We start from the raw sequence: 16,167 nt of genomic DNA on the forward strand, positions 1-16,167 counted from the left end.
TTCACACCCCGCTTGTTACGGTGTCGTGCAGCGGGATCATCGCTTCCCGCGCCCAACGCGCGCTCAGGCGCTGGCCGGTCTGGTGCTGGGCGCCGCTGTCGATCCACTGATTGTTGGCGTGGCTGATGCTCAGGGTCTGGCCGTTTTCCAGGGTCAATTCATAACGCGTGGCGCTGCCCTGATACTGGATGTCGTGGAGCAAACCGCTGACTTCGATTTCATGGCTGGCCAAGGGGCCTTCGGCGAAACGCACGTGCTCGGGGCGGATCGAAAACGGTTGCGGATGACCGCTGATCTGCCGCGCCAGCTCGCCACGGATCACGTTCGAGGTGCCGACGAATTCGGCGACGAAGGTGGTGGTCGGTTTCATGTACAGATTGCGCGGCGTGTCGACCTGTTCGATGCGACCCTTGTTGAACACAGCAACGCGATCGGACATCGACAGCGCTTCAGTCTGATCGTGGGTGACGAAGATGAAGGTGATGCCGAGTTGGCGTTGCAGCTTCTTCAGTTCGCTCTGCATTTGCTCGCGCAGTTTCAGGTCGAGGGCGCCGAGCGGCTCGTCTAGCAACAGCACGCGCGGACGATTGACCAGCGCGCGGGCGAGGGCGACACGCTGGCGCTGACCACCGGACAACTGCACCGGTTTGCGTGCGCCGTAACCGCCGAGGGCTACCATGTCCAAGGCTTCTTCTGCGCGTTTGTGCCGTTCGCTTTTGCCGACGCCTTTGACCTTCAATCCATAGGCGACGTTGTCGAGGACGTTCATGTGCGGGAACAGCGCGTAATCCTGAAACACCGTGTTTACATCACGTTGATACGGCGGCAGACCGGCCGCTTCGGCGCCGTGAATGCGGATCGAGCCGGCGCTCGGTTGTTCGAACCCGGCGATCAGGCGCAGGCAAGTGGTCTTGCCCGAGCCGGAAGGGCCGAGCATGGAAAAGAACTCGCCGTCCTCGATATCGATGGAAACCCGGTCAACGGCCTTCACTTCGCCAAACTGCCGGGAAACGTTGGTGAACTGGACTGCAAGCGTCATGGTGCGGTGCTCCAAAAAGGCGAAAGCCGTCGCAGCGGCCCTGCCTGGACTTTTTCGAGTGATCGTTCCCACGCTCTGCGTGGGAATGCAGCCTGTGACGCTCTGCGTCACCTCGTGCAAATGGACGCGGAGCGTCCGGTGATGCATTCCCACGCAGAGCGTGGGAACAATCGGCATCTAACGGTGAGTGCGATCCGCTTTTAGCCCCCTCTCCTCCAGGGGGCGAGGGGGAAAGGGAGCTCGACCGAGTTGCTCCCGGGCTTAACGGCCGCCCATGATCGCGATGTAGTCCTGGGTCCAGCGGCTATACGGCACGAATTTGCCACCCTCGGCCTGCGGGGTTTTCCAGAAGGCGATCTTGTCGAACTGATCAAAGCCATTGGTCTTGCAGCCCTCGGCGCCGAGCAGTTCGCTCTCCTTGCACGCCGCCGGTACCGCCGGCAACGAACCAAACCACGCCGCCACATCACCCTGGACTTTCGGTTTCAGCGACCAGTCCATCCACTTGTACGCGCAGTTCGGGTGCTTGGCCTCGGCGTGCAACATGGTGGTATCAGCCCAGCCAGTAGCGCCTTCTTTCGGAATGGTCGAAGCAATCGGCTGTTTCTCGTTGATCAGGCCGTTGACCTGATACGGCCAGGCACTCGACGCGACAACACCTTCGTTCTTGAAGTCGCTCATCTGCACCGTGGTGTCATGCCAGTAGCGGTGGATCAGCGGCTGCTGCGCGCGCAACAGATCGAGCACGGCTTTGTACTGCGCTTCGGTCAGTTGATACGGATCCTTGATCCCCAACTCAGGCTTGGCGGTTTTCAGATAAAGCGCCGCATCGGCAATGTAGATCGGACCGTCATACGCCTGCACACGACCCTTGTTCGGTTTGCCGTCGGGGAAATTCTGCGCGTCGAACAACACATTCCAACTGGTTGGTGGCGTCTTGAACACATTGGTGTTGTACATCAACACGTTCGGGCCCCACTGGTATGGGGTGCCGTAGGTCTGGTTGTTGACCACGTACCACGGCGCATCTTTCAGGCGCGGGTCGAGGGTCTTCCAGTTCGGGATCAACGCGGTGTTGATCGGTTGCACACGCTTGCCGACGATCAACCGCAGCGACGCATCGCCCGACGCGGTCACCAGGTCGTAACCGCCCTTGGCCATCAGGCTGACCATTTCGTCGGAGGTGGCGGCGGTCTTCACATTGACCTTGCAGCCGGTTTCCTGCTCGAAACCGGTGACCCAATCGTAGGCCTTGTCGCTCTCGCCACGTTCGATGTAACCCGGCCACGCGACGATATCCAGTTGACCTTCGCCAGCGCCGACAGCCTTCAGCGGCTCGGCAGCTTGCAGGCTGGCGCTGGCCAGCAAGGCCGTGGTGATTGCACTGAGCAGTGCGGTCTTGTGCACGAACATGGTTGAACCCTCTTCTTTAAATTATGGTCGGGGCAGTTTTGAACGCGGTGAAGCATGCCGTTTTCGGCTTGTTATTAGCGTAGTCAGAGATGCTGACCGTGGCGGGCCATGATGTGCCGCACCACGCTGTAGTCCTGAAGCGAATCGCTGGATAAGTCTTTGCCGTAACCGGAGCGTTTCAGCCCGCCGTGGGGCATTTCGCTGACCAGCATGAAATGGCTGTTGATCCATGTGCAGCCGTATTGCAGGCGCGCGGCAACCTGCATCGCCTTGTCCAGATTCTGTGTCCACACCGACGAGGCGAGGCCGTATTCCGAATCGTTGGCCCAGTCGACGGCTTGCGCGAGTTCGTCGAAACGGGTCACGGTGACCACCGGGCCGAACACTTCGCGCTGGACGATTTCATCGCTCTGTTTGCAACCGGCCAGCAGCGTCGGTTGATAGTAGAAACCGGCACCGGAATGCACCGCTGCACCGGTCACTCGTTCGATGTGCGGCTGGCCGAGGGCGCGCTCGACGAAACTGGCGACGCGGTCGCGTTGGCGAGTACTGATCAGCGGGCCGATCTCGTTGTCGGCATCACGTTTGCCGGCGAAGCGCAGGCTGCTGACTGCTGCGCCCAACTCAGCGACCAATTTGTCGTGGATGCCGGCCTGGGCGTAGATCCGGCAAGCAGCGGTGCAATCCTGACCGGCGTTGTAATAACCGTAGGTGCGCACGCCTTCGACGACGGCCTGGATGTCGGCGTCGTTGCAGACGATCACCGGGGCTTTGCCGCCGAGTTCGAGGTGCGTGCGTTTCAGGGTTTTCGCGGCGGCCTGGAGGATTTTCTGGCCGGTGACGATATCGCCGGTCAGCGAGACCATGCGCACTTTAGCGTGGCCGACCAAGTGGCTGCCGACGCCTTCGCCGCCACCGCAGATGATGTTGATCACCCCACGCGGGAGGATTTCGGCCAACGCAGGCGCCAACGCCAGAATCGACAACGGCGTGTGTTCGGACGGTTTGAACACCAGCGTGTTGCCGGCGGCAAGGGCCGGAGCGATTTTCCACGCGGCCATCATGATCGGGTAATTCCACGGCGCAATCGAGGCGACCACGCCAATCGGATCGCGACGGACCATGCTGGTGTAGCCGGGCAGGTATTCGCCGCTGAGCTGGCCGGTCTGGCAACGCACGGCGCCAGCGAAGAAACGGAACACATCGACGGTCGCGGTCAGATCGTCCTGACGTGCCAAGTGCAGTGGCTTGCCGCAGTTCAGCGATTCGAGGCGGGCGAGGTGATCGGCGTGTTTTTCGACGGCATTGGCGATGTCCAGCAACAGGTTGGAGCGTTGCTGTGGCGTGGTGCGCGACCAGCCGTCAAAGGCGCGGTGGGCGGCAAGGATCGCGGCTTCGACCTGCTCGGTGCTGGCCTCGGCGATGTGCGTGAGGATTTCGCCGGTTGCCGGGTTGAGGATCGGCTCGACGAAACCTTCCCCGGCGACCAGTTCGCCGTCGATCAACAACGCGGTACACATCGGGGTTTGCACGCCAGCCATTTTCCGCGATCTCTTTTCTTGTGTGTTCATGACGCTCCCTGTGACCGGGAGCCGAACGTCTTATAGATGCAGCAAGACTAGTGCGCGGCTCCGAGGTCGACAAATTCTAAATACTGAAGGTGGCATTCGATTAAATAGATGGCTTGCGGCCGCCGTGGGGTTGTTCACGGGCGACGGTCAGGAAGGGATCGACCAGAGCCGGGCGCGCGGTGCCACGGCGCCAGGCCAGACCGACATCGAGGGTCTGATTGAGATCGGCAATGGGCCGCGCCTCGATGATGTCGCCCTCCAGTGACCATGGGCGATAGGTCATGTCCGGCTGAATCGAAACGCCCAAGCCCGCCGCAACAAGGCTTCGCACGGCTTCGGTGGAGGCGGTTCTCAGGGTGATTTTCGGTTGCAGCCCGGCGCCGCGCCAAAGTCGCTGAGCGTTGCGATCCATTTCATCGACGTTCAATTGAATCAGCGGTTCGCGGGCAACGTCGGCGAGGTTGATGCTGTCGTGTTCCAGCAAAGGATGTTGAGCCGGCAGCCACAAACGGTGCGGGGAGTGGGTCAGCACTTCCGTCTGCAAGGCATGGCGGTCTTCGAGGTTGGAGAGGATCAGCACACCGACATCAATCTCGCCGCTGACCAGCAAATGCTCGATGTAGGGCCGTTCATCCTCCATCACCCTTATTTCAACGTTGGGATAGGCCCGTTGAAATCGAGTCAATAGATCCGCGAGGTAATAACCGGCGACCAGACTGGTCACCCCGACGATCAACTGCCCGGCAACCTGATCAGTGCTCTGTTGCAGGCTGCGCTTGGCGTTGTCCACGGTCGCCAGAATCAAGTGCGCCTGGCGTAGGAATTGATGACCTTGGTGTGTCAGCGTCATGCCTTTAGCGTGACGGCTGAACAGGCTGACACCTATTTCTTCCTCCAGTTGCTGGATCGCCAGCGTCAGAGTCGATTGGGAGATAAACGCGGTTTGCGCGGCGGCGGAGATCGAGCCGGTTTCGGCCACGGCGATGAAGTGACGAATCTGACGCAAGGTCATCATGAGAAGGGGTACCCAGTGGGCGGTTTTTATAGATTGGCCTGAGTGTATATCTATTTTCGCGAACGCCTTGCGCCTACTGAGCAACATCTGGAAGCACACTCGCAAACAGGGCAGGGGCACTTTCGAACTAGGCTGAGGGCCTTATAGATCCGGATAACCCCTGTTTTGGAGACGGAACATGAACACCCGTGGATTGCTCGATCAACTACTCAAATCCGGCCAGGATCTGTTGCAAAACAAGGCCGGAGGCTCGCAGAACAAATCGTCCGGCGGCTTGGGCAGCCTGCTTGGCGGATCATCCAGCAAAGGCGCCCTCGGCGGCCTGCTCTCAGGCGCGGGCGGCGGCGCACTGGCGGCCGGCGCGATGGGCCTGCTGCTCGGCAACAAGAAAGTGCGCAAGGTCGGCGGTAAAGTCGCAATCTACGGCGGCCTCGCCGCCCTGGGTGTGCTGGCCTACAAAGCCTACGGCAACTACAACGCCCAAAAAGGCACCGCACCGCAAACCGAGCCACAAACCCTCGACCGCTTGCCACCCGCGCAAGCCGAACAACACAGCCAGGCAATCCTCAAAGCCCTGGTCGCTGCCGCCAAAGCCGACGGCCACATCGACGACCGCGAGCGCCAACTGATCGAAGGCGAGTTCAGCAAACTCGACAACGACCAGGAGCTACAACACTGGCTCCACGCCGAACTCAACAAACCTCTCGACCCTACAGATGTTGCTCGTGCTGCGAGTACGCCGGAGATGGCTGCGGAGATGTACATCGCCAGCGTGATGCTGGTGGACGAGGAGAACTTCATGGAGAAGAGCTATCTGGATGAGCTGGCGAAACAGTTGAAACTGGAGCCGGGGTTGAAGGTGGAGTTGGAGAAGCAGGTGCGGTTGGCGGTTGTTTAAACAGTAGAAAAAGAAAAATCGCAGCTTTGAGCTGCGATTTTTTTTGCAGTTTTATGGTGATGGAAATGTACTTGTCGATTGCATCGCGAGAGGTATCCCTTAGGGCGCATGTGGAAGTAAGCGACAGTACCCTCTTCAAACTCCTCAGGTTAAGGTGTCGGGAGTGCTGAAGGGCCTTCTTCCATGTAGACGCGTATGGCTTCCCATTCGGAGACAGTCTCATGTACGAAGGAGTGATCCGCACGGCAGATGCGACGGCATAGATGGAAAAAATCGACAGTACCTTCCTCAAACTCATCTGATTAATCTGGTGGTAAGGAAACCATTCCTTCCTCCATGTAGACACGAATTGCCTCCCACTCAGAAACGGCAAGACTCAAGTTGCTACTCGGGATCACAGACCACAGCACATCACCTGTGTTGGCATCTCTTTAGCCAATCAGTAATTTAAATTCAGGCATTACTGAATATTGAGTAATGAGCTTTCCAACAGATGCGCAAACAATGACATCCTCCCAAGGTATATAGCACCGGTTATCGTGTTTTTTTGGGGGTGAATACAACTTCGCGGCGCTCTCGAGTGAAACGGATGGGTGGCTAAAGAGATACTTGGTGCGCTGCCTGAAAGAAAAAATAAATGTATGTTAGAGAGATTGATCTGATAATCGACCACAGCACGCGGTTGAAGAAAAATTTCAACCAAGCATAAAGGAAGGGTTCTTCATACCTTCTAATCCAAGACGCGAATCCTGAGATAAAGAATAATAGTGTCACGATTAGCATTATCGACCCGATGCCGGTTCGTGACATAAATTCAAAATTACCTTGCCCGATAGCGAAGTCCAGAAAAGTTTAGTTCACATTACGATGCAGTTGACGTGCACTAAACGGTGGCATTCCTGTGGGGATGGGCCGTGGCGAAATATAAACCACTTCAATGCCGGATTTTGTTTCGAAGTCTCCGGCGTGAGGAAGTCGGTCGTATTTATCGTCAAAGGCACTATTCATCAGTTGGTGGATTCGGGCTCGCGAGATGGCTCTGCAAGCTTCACCTTGAAGTAATCCAACAGGTTCTGACCTTTGGCGAAGGCCTTCCTGATTTCGGCGCTCTCCTTGAGCAACGCTTCGCTTGGCATAGCGTATTGCTCGAGGGGGAGAGATCTTGACCATTCCAGGATTTCTCTAGGGAAGGCGGCTTTGGGGCGGTTATTGATCCAGGCTGCGATGTAACAAGGTATCGTCCAGCCACTGAAAAACTGAATAATCAAAAATCCCCAGATATACCGAAGGAATGAATGATGAGAACGGTACCCTTGTCTACACATATGAAAATACGCGACTGATCCTGCTTCGAATTCATCTGATTGCTTCATGGTTAACGCTTGAGGCCCTTCCTCCATATAGACACGTATCGCCTCCCACTCAGCTATGGCTTGGTTCAAATTTCCACTTGGAACACTGACCCAAAGCACATCGCCATTTTTGTCGCGAAGTCCGATCATAAGTTTGAACTCGGGGATTACAGCATATTGGGTGATCAGCTTGCTAACTGAAACGCTCGCGATAACCTCTTCCCACGGCACATAACGAGGGGTCATTCCCTTCTTGGGAACATAAACCACTTCCCGACGCTGGCGATTGAAGCGTATGGGAGGTTGATTGCTGGCTTGGCGAATTGCAAAGAAAAATACGCAAAGGTAAAGAGTTGCAAGTGCTCCCACAAAACCCCAGACAGCAATGCTTGTAAAGAAATCAAGCCAACTACTCCAAAACGGCTCTACATCTCTTCTTATCCAAGACCCAAACCCCGTTGTAAAAAACAGAAAAATTAACAGGAACATTACCGCCCCAATTCCTGCTCGGGCCATAAACTCAAAACTTCCTCGGGAGATGGCAAAGTCTAAGAAAACCTCATTGGCATAGCGGTGCAGTTGGCGCGCACTGAAAGGTAGCACTCCGGTCGGTACCGGTTTCGGTGATAAATAGACTATCTCAGTTCCCGGTTCTCTCTCGACATCACCTGCGTGAGGCAGCCGATCATATTTGTTTTCAAGCATGCAGATTCTCCGGTTTCACGTCGACCCACGGTAATGGTATTCGACTGGCTCGGACGGATGGCTCGCCATTAACGACGCTATTTTTTTCCAGCCCCAAGAAAACTTAAGGATATGGGGTAATACAGGTATTCGTCCGTAGCTTTCAGGGGAGCATTCGCAGTGTCAGGCTGAACACTCAATCGCAGTTTAAGTTGAGACTGCTCACCGCACCAGTTTTCAGGTACGACGAGCCGAGCGATAAGGGGGTTAATATTTGCTAAGCTTAATGCATGTCTGACATATGTTTGCTCATTGGTCAGTTCAGGTTTTAAACTAAGACCTAGTTGCTGTTTTTTTTGATCTTGCAAAAATAATTAATTTTTGTCGCGGCCCTCTTCAAAATCTGTAGACGGCCGAGTAAATTTCTTTGCGAGTACTAAGAATTTGTCAATATCAGCTTTATGTAGGTGTACCGGTATATAAAGGTAGTTATCTTCAAGGCGCATTTCTGGGTTGTGACGGCGCTGAATGGCAACTAAGTTCCGCTTTCTATCGGTAATTACTAGATTTGGTCGATCCCAAGTGAATCTTAAACTTTTTGTTGGGTTTTCCCAATTTAAAAGATGTATGGCGCTCACAATAGAAATTCCAGCGGGACCGGCCAGTAGCCATGCTGCTGATGGATTAAAGATAATAAATATGAAAACTGTGAAGATGAATATCCCAGATAGCCATTTGAAGAAGGTTCCCGCAAACTTCGGGAAGTGGGTTTTGTATTTGACATCGATTTCTTTGTCGGTAACAACATAGTGGTATATATATTTTTGCCGTATAACTAAGGTCCAGAAATATAGAGTCATACATAGACATACAATTCCGAAGTGTGCGCTTAGGAATGTTGAGCGTTGCCGTAGTGGGAGCTCAAGATAAAATATTTCATATATTCCATTTAAGAGTGCGGTTAGTCCGATTAGGGTAAGTACAATCATGCCCATGTCCATGATTGAAGTATTGTGAGGTAATGCTTTGATTGTCCAAGACATTTGGACATCGCCCGTGATTGGTGCTTGTTCGATGGCGTTTTTGTCTGGTATTAAAGTAGTCATTTAACCTCCTTAAGCGGAATTGGCACCACCGCGCCCTGCATTCGACCGCCTAATGTTTGTACTAGAAAGTGCTAACGCCTTGATGCGTGTGTCTTTTTGATCCTTTACCCCTTCGCTAGATAGTTCTAGTTGATATCTATACCTCGATCTCCTTCGTTAGAAAAAAACATCGACCAGAGCTAGCCGATGTGTGAAGCGATCAACCGTAATTAGACGACTGGAGCACGCCAGTCATCGGAACCCGAAGTACCGGATATTGCATGGGTCCAGGTGATTTTGCGGTAGGTGAACTGCACTTCTTCGAGGTGGGTGAAGTGCGAGTTGCCTAGATCCTGGCAGTTGTGCATTTTGTTGTTGATGGCGACATAGGTAATCATGAACGATGAATATTATCGAAGTCATCGGCTTTCGGAGTGGCATGTATCCCGTTTGCTTCTTGAGCGCGGTAATACGCCTCAATCGTCAACGATGGATCGATACGCGCTTTAACGATGCAGGGTTCTTTTTGCCACGGATATTCCTGCAACTGCTTGGCCAGAGCCTTCTGGCCGCCTGTGATCCATCCTTTCTCCGACTGATCTCTCCATCGTCGTGGGTTGCGGCCAGTTTTTGCGTCGTGGGCCACTGTCACGGGATCAAGATGTCGACTTTGCTCAAGCACAGGCAGGTCAGGTAGTGGCTGCGTGATATCCATGTAACGCTGTAGACAATCCCAAAAAGCGAGTGTGTTGGCCTGATCCAATCCCAGCGAGTGAACCTTGGTCGCCAAGCAAATTTTGGTGTCGGTATAGCGATGATGCAGCCACAACGCGTAGTCGTGGGAGCCATAACCGCTTGGAAGCAGTTGCAGCACCGGATCGAACTCTTCAAATGGGGCAACGAAGAGTCGACGGAAGCGACGCTTGAAACGGAGCATACCGTCAAGGCGGTTGAACTCGCTTCCGTCGTGGGTGCTCAACTTGCTATAAACCCACAGCAGGCAATTGAAGCCAACAGCACCCAAAAAGTAAAGAAGGGTGCCGAACCATAAGTAAATATGTAGCTTATCACTACCCCATAGCGCCCCCGTCTGTGAGTAGGCAGATATGGATAATGTAAAAAAACCTATTATTTGCAAGTAATGAACGGCTATTTTTCCGTTCATGTAAAGAGCGAGTGAGCTAATCATTAGCGCGGCAACTAGAAACGATGACACTAGAATCAGAAATGCATTGAAGTCTTTACGTCCGGTGTCAGGTAGGAACTCAACTATGAGTCCCGTTCCCCAAAGAACCCATATGAAGAAAAAGCACATCATTTTACATGCAAGAATAATCTGTGGAATCTTGCTTGAATTTTGAAAGCGCCAGCGCTTGGCGTCGCAATAGGTTCCTTCCTCTTTTCCTTGGTTTTGTTGTTGCCGATATATCGTTCGCTCTTCACCTTGTAACTGATTATTTATCTCGGTCTTAGGTTCTAAGTTAGCGTAATGACCAAAGGCTAGATGCGTGTCAAAGTTCCCTGACCTATTAGCATCCTCAGCCCATTTCGGAGGAGGTAATGGTGAATCGCTATTGCTGCGGTAGGCACCTGTTGCATAAGGTATGTTTGCCCTACCAGTCATTTAGAAAGCTCGGCTGTCCAGGTGATTTTGCGGTAGGTGAACTGCACTTCTTTCAGGTGGGAGCAGTGCGAGTTGCCTGGATCCTGACAAGAGTGCATTTTGTTTATATTGGCAATATAGATAATCATGGGCGGTGAATATTATCGTAATCAGTTGCTTTAGGGGTGGAATTAATGCCTTTCTTCTCTTGAGAATGATAGTAGTCTTCGATACTCAACGTGGAATCAATTTCGGCCGCCAAAATGCAGGCTTCAGTTTGCCAAGGATAATTCAGGTTTTTTTTCATCATGGCAGGTCGTTCGGTGCGATCCCATACTTTGTATTTAGTATCGCGCCAACGGCGTGGTGGTCGGTTGGAGAGTTTGTCATGAGCCGCAGTGGTCGGATCTAGATGGCGGAATTGTTCAAGGAGTGGTAATTCCGGCAATGGTTGACTTACGTCCATATAGCGCTGCAAGGTATCCCAGAATGCCAAGCATTCTTCACGACTCATTCCTAACGATTGGACCTTGCCTCCAAGAAAAATCTCGAAATCACTGTAACGGTGATGTAACCAAATAGCCGTACTGCTGTTGCCGTGGGGAGATGGTCGCAATTCCATCGATGCATCGAATTCATAAAATGGCGCAGAGAAGGCTGGACGAAAACGGCGAGCGACGGTGAGTATTCCCGTTTTCCTATTGAATTCGCTGCCATCGTGCTGGAAAAATTGTAGATACTTAACAAATAAGTAGTCCCATCCTACCAGTCCCATGACTACGCTAACTACCATGGCTGCACTTCCTATCAGAAGATTTTCGCCGTACACAGGATTGCCATAATCGATAACTGATGCCGTAGTGCATGTCAGGATGCCAAACGACATTTGGGTTAGGTATTTTTTGTATTTTGGTTCGTCAGACCACATGAACCAGGAGCTAAATCCCATCATTAGAAGGGCGAGTAGTGGAATGATTGAAGCGATCGCCATTGAGGAGTACGTACTATGGTTCTTCATCATGTGATCTAGAGGTCGGGATATTGCCCCGGACATAACTAACGTCCAAAATATCCAAGGTACAAAGGCTATGCAACTCCATTTTAAAAATGGGTGCAATATTTGGATTTTACTTGAGTTGTCAAAGTGCCAGTGTTCATTGGTTTTTGAGTAGGTTTCGTTTTCATCTTTAGTTTTCTCACGGTTATTGAGTTGATGAAGCTGTGCACTTACGTCCTGCCAGGGCTCAAGATTTGCATAGTTTCCCCAGTGGAGAGTGCTTCGAAGTAATCCGAAACTCTTCGATTCTTCCGTCCGTTTGTGAGCAGGTAATTTAGGAATTACCTGACTATTGAACGCCGCAATTCCGTATCTATTGGCTTGAAGTTCTTTAGGGTTCATATTTTTAAGAAATCTCTCTGTTCTATCAACCAATAAGGCACGTCGTCTGCCCCATCTTTATTAGTTGGCTGAGGACCAGGGTATGGCTCCCATGAGCTTGGCTTCGGTTGTGGTAAAATAATATTACGGTATTCAGGGAATGGATCTTCTGCTAGGCATTGAGGTTGTCCAAGCTCAAATTGCCCGTAAACTTTCAGGCTGTATTCGCAAGTGGTAAAGTTGCGTCTAATGTTATTTTCCTCTATTACTTGATTTTGATGGGCAAGTATGTAGATTATGCGTGAATCATCTAGTACTACGCCGCCAAGTTTTTCACGAGTTATGTCCACTGGTGGTCGGTAGTTCCATCCCGTATTGTTTTGTAGTGTTCTTACTATTTCTTTAGCTCTTATTTTGAAGTTTATTCCGTTTTCGAAGTGACCTAGCAGAGGTGTCTGTAGCTCAACAATCCAGTCGTATGGGTTTAACTTTACATTGAGCTCATTAGCTGTAAGAGTTATTTTTTCTTGTTCTTCTTTCTTTGCTTCTTTTTGCCAGTCACGCAGTCGCGTAATTTTGAATCGTGGTGCTCCCAAAAAGCCTAGTAATTGTTGGTAGGCAATTACTGGGTTGTTCAAGTGTGTCAGCCCCTTGCTGTCGCCAAATGGACCTTGTTTAACAACTTGCTCCAGTGGGCTATTGGTTAGTAATACGCTGCCGATCAAGCCAGTGACGAATAAAATAACACCTGCAGTTAATATCCACGGGCTGGCTAACAATCCTATTGAATAAAAAGCCCACATTCCAGACCCCAGCGCGGCTATACTGTAGGCCATCGCTACTTTATTCTCTCCTTGCTGGAAAGAACGGCCTGCATCCCATATGAACAGCACTGTGGTTGCAGCAATGGCCACGACTGAGCCTACACGTGTCCAATTTAGCCATGTATCTCCTGTCCTTTTAAGGAGGTTTTGTGCTAGACGTTTGCTTAAGTTTTTTGTATCAAAACGGCCATCCTCCCAGAACGCAAGCCAAGGTGATTTATTCGCCTTTGAGTTTTCTAAAATCTTTAATGCCACATTGTTTGCTGCCAATCCGAGGTCAGCTGACGCAGCTAGCACGCCAACGCCAAATCTAGCGCGCTCGCCATTGTCATAGATCGATTTAGCACCCACCGTATTAGCATATAAACTAAATGCCGCAAATGCCGTTGCTATCCCAGGAAGAGCGATATTTTTTTTCAGTTTCTCTGCCGATGCCATAGCAGGCATCGCCATGCGCCAACGCATATATTCTTGAACAATCGGATCATCTGCAGAACCTGCCACCACCATTACATATCCAAGCTCTTTTTTAGCGAAGGACAGGCGTTCCGCTACTTTGCCGCTTGTCGTGCCAACGATTTGTCCGTTTCTTCCTTCAAAATTCGCCACAAGGAAGTTTTTACGCGTGAGAGTAGTTCGTTCGTCCGGCGTGACTCCGAAACTCAATCCGGCGCCATGTATACCCAATACAACCAGGTTCTGACCCAAGGCTTCACCTTGAGTGATCAACCTCAGATTTTTTGCTTTACTGGAAAGTTTGTTGGCGAACGTAAAGCTTGGTCCGAATACTCTGACCATTTCAACTTGAGTAATATTTTCGCTCTCAGCTACTTTTTTTGCTATGGCAGCGGTGGCGTGGGCAATATGCGCGGCTACTTCATCTACTGCGAGCGCTACGTTCTGTCCGATGTATAAATTGCTGAACAATGATAGAGAACTTAGCCCAAGGTTTTCCGGATTCGCTTCTTTTTCAGTACTCTTGAATGCAGCAAGTTTGCTCGCTGTCGCTGGTAATTCACCGTTAGTCGTCGGCAGCAAATCTTTGGTCAGAGCGTTAGTTGCGGCAGCCAAGTCTCTACTCAGCTTTAACACCGCCGCACTGACTTTGCTGTCCTCTGGCTCAATACACCGGGGATCAGATTTTTTTGCCGAGCAACCTAGTATTTCCAACAGTTCAACCAATAGAGCGTAGGGCTCTAACAGCCGTTCATCCTTACTGTAGGTGTAGTCATTCCAGATTGAAGGCAAGCTTTTGTTAACTAAGTCAAGCATGCGTTCTTGCTGGATATAGATAACTTCTCGAGCTTTTTCACGCTCAGCATGGAGGGTGGTCTTTTTTAATCCATCCTCATCGACGTGCGGTAGCAAGTCTTTCAAACTGCCTGCAGGTGACAGCACTTCTTGATAGAGGAGTTCGGCGTAGTGACCAAAAGGTTGATATGGAACAAGTGCGTTGAGAGTTTGAAGCAGTTCGACTGCCAATCTGCACTGAGCGACAGCATGACGGAATGTAAACAATGGATCGTCGACGATGAACCCCACCAAATGCGGGTAGTCACGGAGTTTATACTCGCTGAGCACATCGGTACTTGCGGGTAAAGCATCGGGAGGCGAGGGCGGGGTAGTGTTCAGATGCCCCGCGAGCTCTTGTTGGTACTTTTCCAGTTGTTTGATGAGTGTAGTAGCTGGCAGAGTCGTCAAATCGGGAGTGAATAGACTTGGATCTTCCAGCAAGGTTTCTACGTGCAGTTCTCGCGCTCGGAGTCCTTTGGTAATACCCTTTATTGGTGTCGCCGGGTAAATCAAAGAAGCCTTCCAATGCTGCGTCTCACCTGCAGTCGCCGCCCAGGCAGGTGCCATATTTTGACTGCGAGCCTTGATCCGCCCCGCATCCTTTTCGAGCCATTCGATGTACTCCCACGTCCAAGGCAGCTCACTGTAAGCCATGCTCAGTTGATCGCCAACGAATCTACCCTGTAGAAACATCGGAACCAGTATCAAGAACTGTTTAACGCACACTGGGTCGCGCTTGTCTGCATCACCTTTTTTCTCGGCAATCTTGCGCCAGTGGGCTACATCAACTTCGAACAACTGACCTTTGCCGTCGGTTTCCAGTTCTCGCCACAGTTTGTTTTTTAGGAACACATAGATACGGCCGGGGCGGGGGAGTGCGCCCTTCAGCGTTTCAGTCAGTTTGTCATGCCCAGGCAGCCGCGCCAGCGGTGTGACTGCAAGCAAGGTGTTGTGCTGATACTTCTCTTCTTCTTCAGTGGTCCTAGCATCGACCATGATCGGAATCTGCAGCTTGCCGCCATCGGTGCGTTCTACGTTAAGCGCCAACCTCGATTTTTGCGCATTTTCGTAGTCAGTCTTCTTGCGCGTCCCTTCGGTAATGGACTTGTCCTTGAACTCACTCATGCCTTGTCCTCTGGCCCCAACAATTGCAATTGACTACCCAAATCCGGGTCTCCCCACACGTCTACGATGAGCGCCTCTTTGCCTTTCTCGCTGGTTTTTCTTGGTGCGGCCGTGTTGACCGGTGCGTTGCCCAGCGTTTGCCCGACCGGTGCGGTATCGGCCGGCTTGGGCGGTACAGGAAGTACCGCAGCAGCGCCAGTACCGCTTCCGGGGCTGCCGCCGGAGTTGATGTTGATCACCGGGCCGCTCATGGTAACGCCAGCGGCGTCGATCTTGATAAAGCTGCCCCCTCCGATCAGCGTCAGCTCAGCTCCCGCTTCCAGCACGACTTTGATGCCGCTATCAAGATGGATTTCCTGCCCGGCATCAATGAACTGCCCAGTGCCAATCTTGATGTGCTGATTCACTCCAACCGTCAGGTGATCATTGGCCTGCGCTTCAACCTTGCGGTCCTCAAAAACCGTGTGGTGTTCTTCGGCCTTGAATTCCGTGTAGCTGTTCTTCTCGACCGTGTCGTGACGCTCATTGCCGACCCTAATCTTCTGGTCGTGCTCGATGTTTTCATCCCAATCACGCTGGGCATGCAGGAAGATCTGTTCCTGACCTTTCTTGTCTTCGATGCGCAGTTCGTTGTAACCGCTGCCGCCCATGGAGCTCAGGGTTTTGAAGGTGCTGCGCGTCTTGTTCGCCGGCAGTTCGTAGGGAACGGTGTTTTCCTTGTGGTACAGGCAGCCGCTGATCAGCGGTTGGTCGGGGTCGCCTTCAAGGAAGGTGACGAGCACTTCCATGCCGATGCGCGGGATGGCGATGCCGCCGTACTGGGCGCCGGCCCAGGCGCTGGAGACGCGCAGCCAGCAGCTGGTCTTGTCGTCGGCCTGGCCTTCGCG

General features: G+C 52.2%; 11 protein-coding genes and 3 pseudogenes. 1 reads left to right on the forward strand and 13 read right to left on the reverse strand.

All coding sequences use genetic code 11. From position 1 onward, the window contains the following. Nucleotide 1: 1 nt before the first annotated feature. From AC3WMT_RS25505 to AC3WMT_RS25520, 4 genes are all read right to left on the reverse strand, one after another. Nucleotides 2-1,039: an ABC transporter ATP-binding protein gene (locus AC3WMT_RS25505; RefSeq protein ID WP_103307314.1), complete on the reverse strand. Its 1,038-nt coding sequence runs from the start codon at nucleotides 1,037-1,039 to the stop codon at nucleotides 2-4. Nucleotides 1,040-1,300: 261 nt separating this feature from the next. After that, a complete protein-coding gene (ydcS, locus tag AC3WMT_RS25510; protein ID WP_103307315.1) occupies nucleotides 1,301-2,452 on the reverse strand; it encodes a putative ABC transporter substrate-binding protein YdcS in 1,152 nt (383 codons plus the stop codon). A gap of 83 nt (nucleotides 2,453-2,535) precedes the next feature. After that, nucleotides 2,536-3,993, reverse strand: coding sequence for a gamma-aminobutyraldehyde dehydrogenase (locus AC3WMT_RS25515; protein WP_103307316.1), 1,458 nt, complete (start codon nucleotides 3,991-3,993; stop codon nucleotides 2,536-2,538). A gap of 130 nt (nucleotides 3,994-4,123) precedes the next feature. Then, on the reverse strand, nucleotides 4,124-5,038 hold the full coding sequence (locus AC3WMT_RS25520) for a LysR family transcriptional regulator (RefSeq protein WP_007967749.1): 915 nt from the start codon (nucleotides 5,036-5,038) through the stop codon (nucleotides 4,124-4,126). Nucleotides 5,039-5,216: 178 nt separating this feature from the next. On the opposite strand from AC3WMT_RS25520, the gene AC3WMT_RS25525 reads away from it, so the two are divergent. Then, nucleotides 5,217-5,936, forward strand: a complete 720-nt coding sequence (locus AC3WMT_RS25525; protein ID WP_103307317.1) for a tellurite resistance TerB family protein — start codon at nucleotides 5,217-5,219, stop codon at nucleotides 5,934-5,936. An 89-nt stretch (nucleotides 5,937-6,025) separates the two neighbouring features. Here AC3WMT_RS25525 and AC3WMT_RS25530 read toward each other — a convergent pair. The 9 genes and pseudogenes from AC3WMT_RS25530 to AC3WMT_RS25570 form a co-directional block, all read right to left on the reverse strand. Further along, nucleotides 6,026-6,151 (reverse strand): annotated as a pseudogene (locus AC3WMT_RS25530) (DUF6708 domain-containing protein); the annotation flags it as partial. Nucleotides 6,152-6,943: 792 nt separating this feature from the next. Next, entirely contained in the window at nucleotides 6,944-7,993 is a 1,050-nt protein-coding gene (locus AC3WMT_RS25535; RefSeq protein ID WP_256583602.1) for a hypothetical protein, read from the reverse strand. Between the two features lie 353 nt (nucleotides 7,994-8,346). Then, nucleotides 8,347-9,078 carry a hypothetical protein gene (locus AC3WMT_RS25540; RefSeq protein ID WP_103307318.1) on the reverse strand — a complete coding sequence of 244 codons (732 nt, stop codon included), beginning with the start codon at nucleotides 9,076-9,078 and terminating at the stop codon, nucleotides 8,347-8,349. A 209-nt stretch (nucleotides 9,079-9,287) separates the two neighbouring features. Next, nucleotides 9,288-9,443: pseudogene (locus AC3WMT_RS25545) on the reverse strand (Hcp family type VI secretion system effector); the annotation flags it as partial. An 8-nt stretch (nucleotides 9,444-9,451) separates the two neighbouring features. Beyond that, entirely contained in the window at nucleotides 9,452-10,081 is a 630-nt protein-coding gene (locus tag AC3WMT_RS25550) for a hypothetical protein (protein WP_103307321.1), read from the reverse strand. A gap of 596 nt (nucleotides 10,082-10,677) precedes the next feature. Further along, nucleotides 10,678-10,803: pseudogene (locus AC3WMT_RS25555) on the reverse strand (Hcp family type VI secretion system effector); the annotation flags it as partial. 2 nt (nucleotides 10,804-10,805) lie between these two features. Continuing rightward, nucleotides 10,806-12,059, reverse strand: a complete 1,254-nt coding sequence (locus AC3WMT_RS25560; protein ID WP_249412099.1) for a hypothetical protein — start codon at nucleotides 12,057-12,059, stop codon at nucleotides 10,806-10,808. Then, entirely contained in the window at nucleotides 12,056-15,280 is a 3,225-nt protein-coding gene (locus AC3WMT_RS25565) for a hypothetical protein (protein ID WP_103307319.1), read from the reverse strand. The genes AC3WMT_RS25560 and AC3WMT_RS25565 overlap by 4 nt, the downstream gene beginning before the upstream one ends. Beyond that, on the reverse strand, nucleotides 15,277-16,167 hold an 891-nt coding region (locus tag AC3WMT_RS25570; RefSeq protein ID WP_146041294.1), incomplete at its 5' end, for a type VI secretion system Vgr family protein. The genes AC3WMT_RS25565 and AC3WMT_RS25570, both read right to left, overlap by 4 nt.

The organism is Pseudomonas sp. FW305-7, from assembly GCF_058786735.1.

Bases quoted from the DNA above. Each gene is read 5' to 3' on its own strand.
- AC3WMT_RS25505 (WP_103307314.1), bottom strand. From the start codon at position 1,039: ATGACGCTTGCAGTCCAGTTCACCAACGTTTCCCGGCAGTTTGGCGAA.
- ydcS (WP_103307315.1), bottom strand. From the start codon at position 2,452: ATGTTCGTGCACAAGACCGCACTGCTCAGTGCAATCACCACGGCCTTG.
- AC3WMT_RS25515 (WP_103307316.1), bottom strand. From the start codon at position 3,993: ATGGCTGGCGTGCAAACCCCGATGTGTACCGCGTTGTTGATCGACGGC.
- AC3WMT_RS25520 (WP_007967749.1), bottom strand. From the start codon at position 5,038: ATGATGACCTTGCGTCAGATTCGTCACTTCATCGCCGTGGCCGAAACC.
- AC3WMT_RS25525 (WP_103307317.1), top strand. From the start codon at position 5,217: ATGAACACCCGTGGATTGCTCGATCAACTACTCAAATCCGGCCAGGAT.
- AC3WMT_RS25535 (WP_256583602.1), bottom strand. From the start codon at position 7,993: ATGCTTGAAAACAAATATGATCGGCTGCCTCACGCAGGTGATGTCGAG.
- AC3WMT_RS25540 (WP_103307318.1), bottom strand. From the start codon at position 9,078: ATGACTACTTTAATACCAGACAAAAACGCCATCGAACAAGCACCAATC.
- AC3WMT_RS25560 (WP_249412099.1), bottom strand. From the start codon at position 12,059: ATGAACCCTAAAGAACTTCAAGCCAATAGATACGGAATTGCGGCGTTC.
- AC3WMT_RS25565 (WP_103307319.1), bottom strand. From the start codon at position 15,280: ATGAGTGAGTTCAAGGACAAGTCCATTACCGAAGGGACGCGCAAGAAG.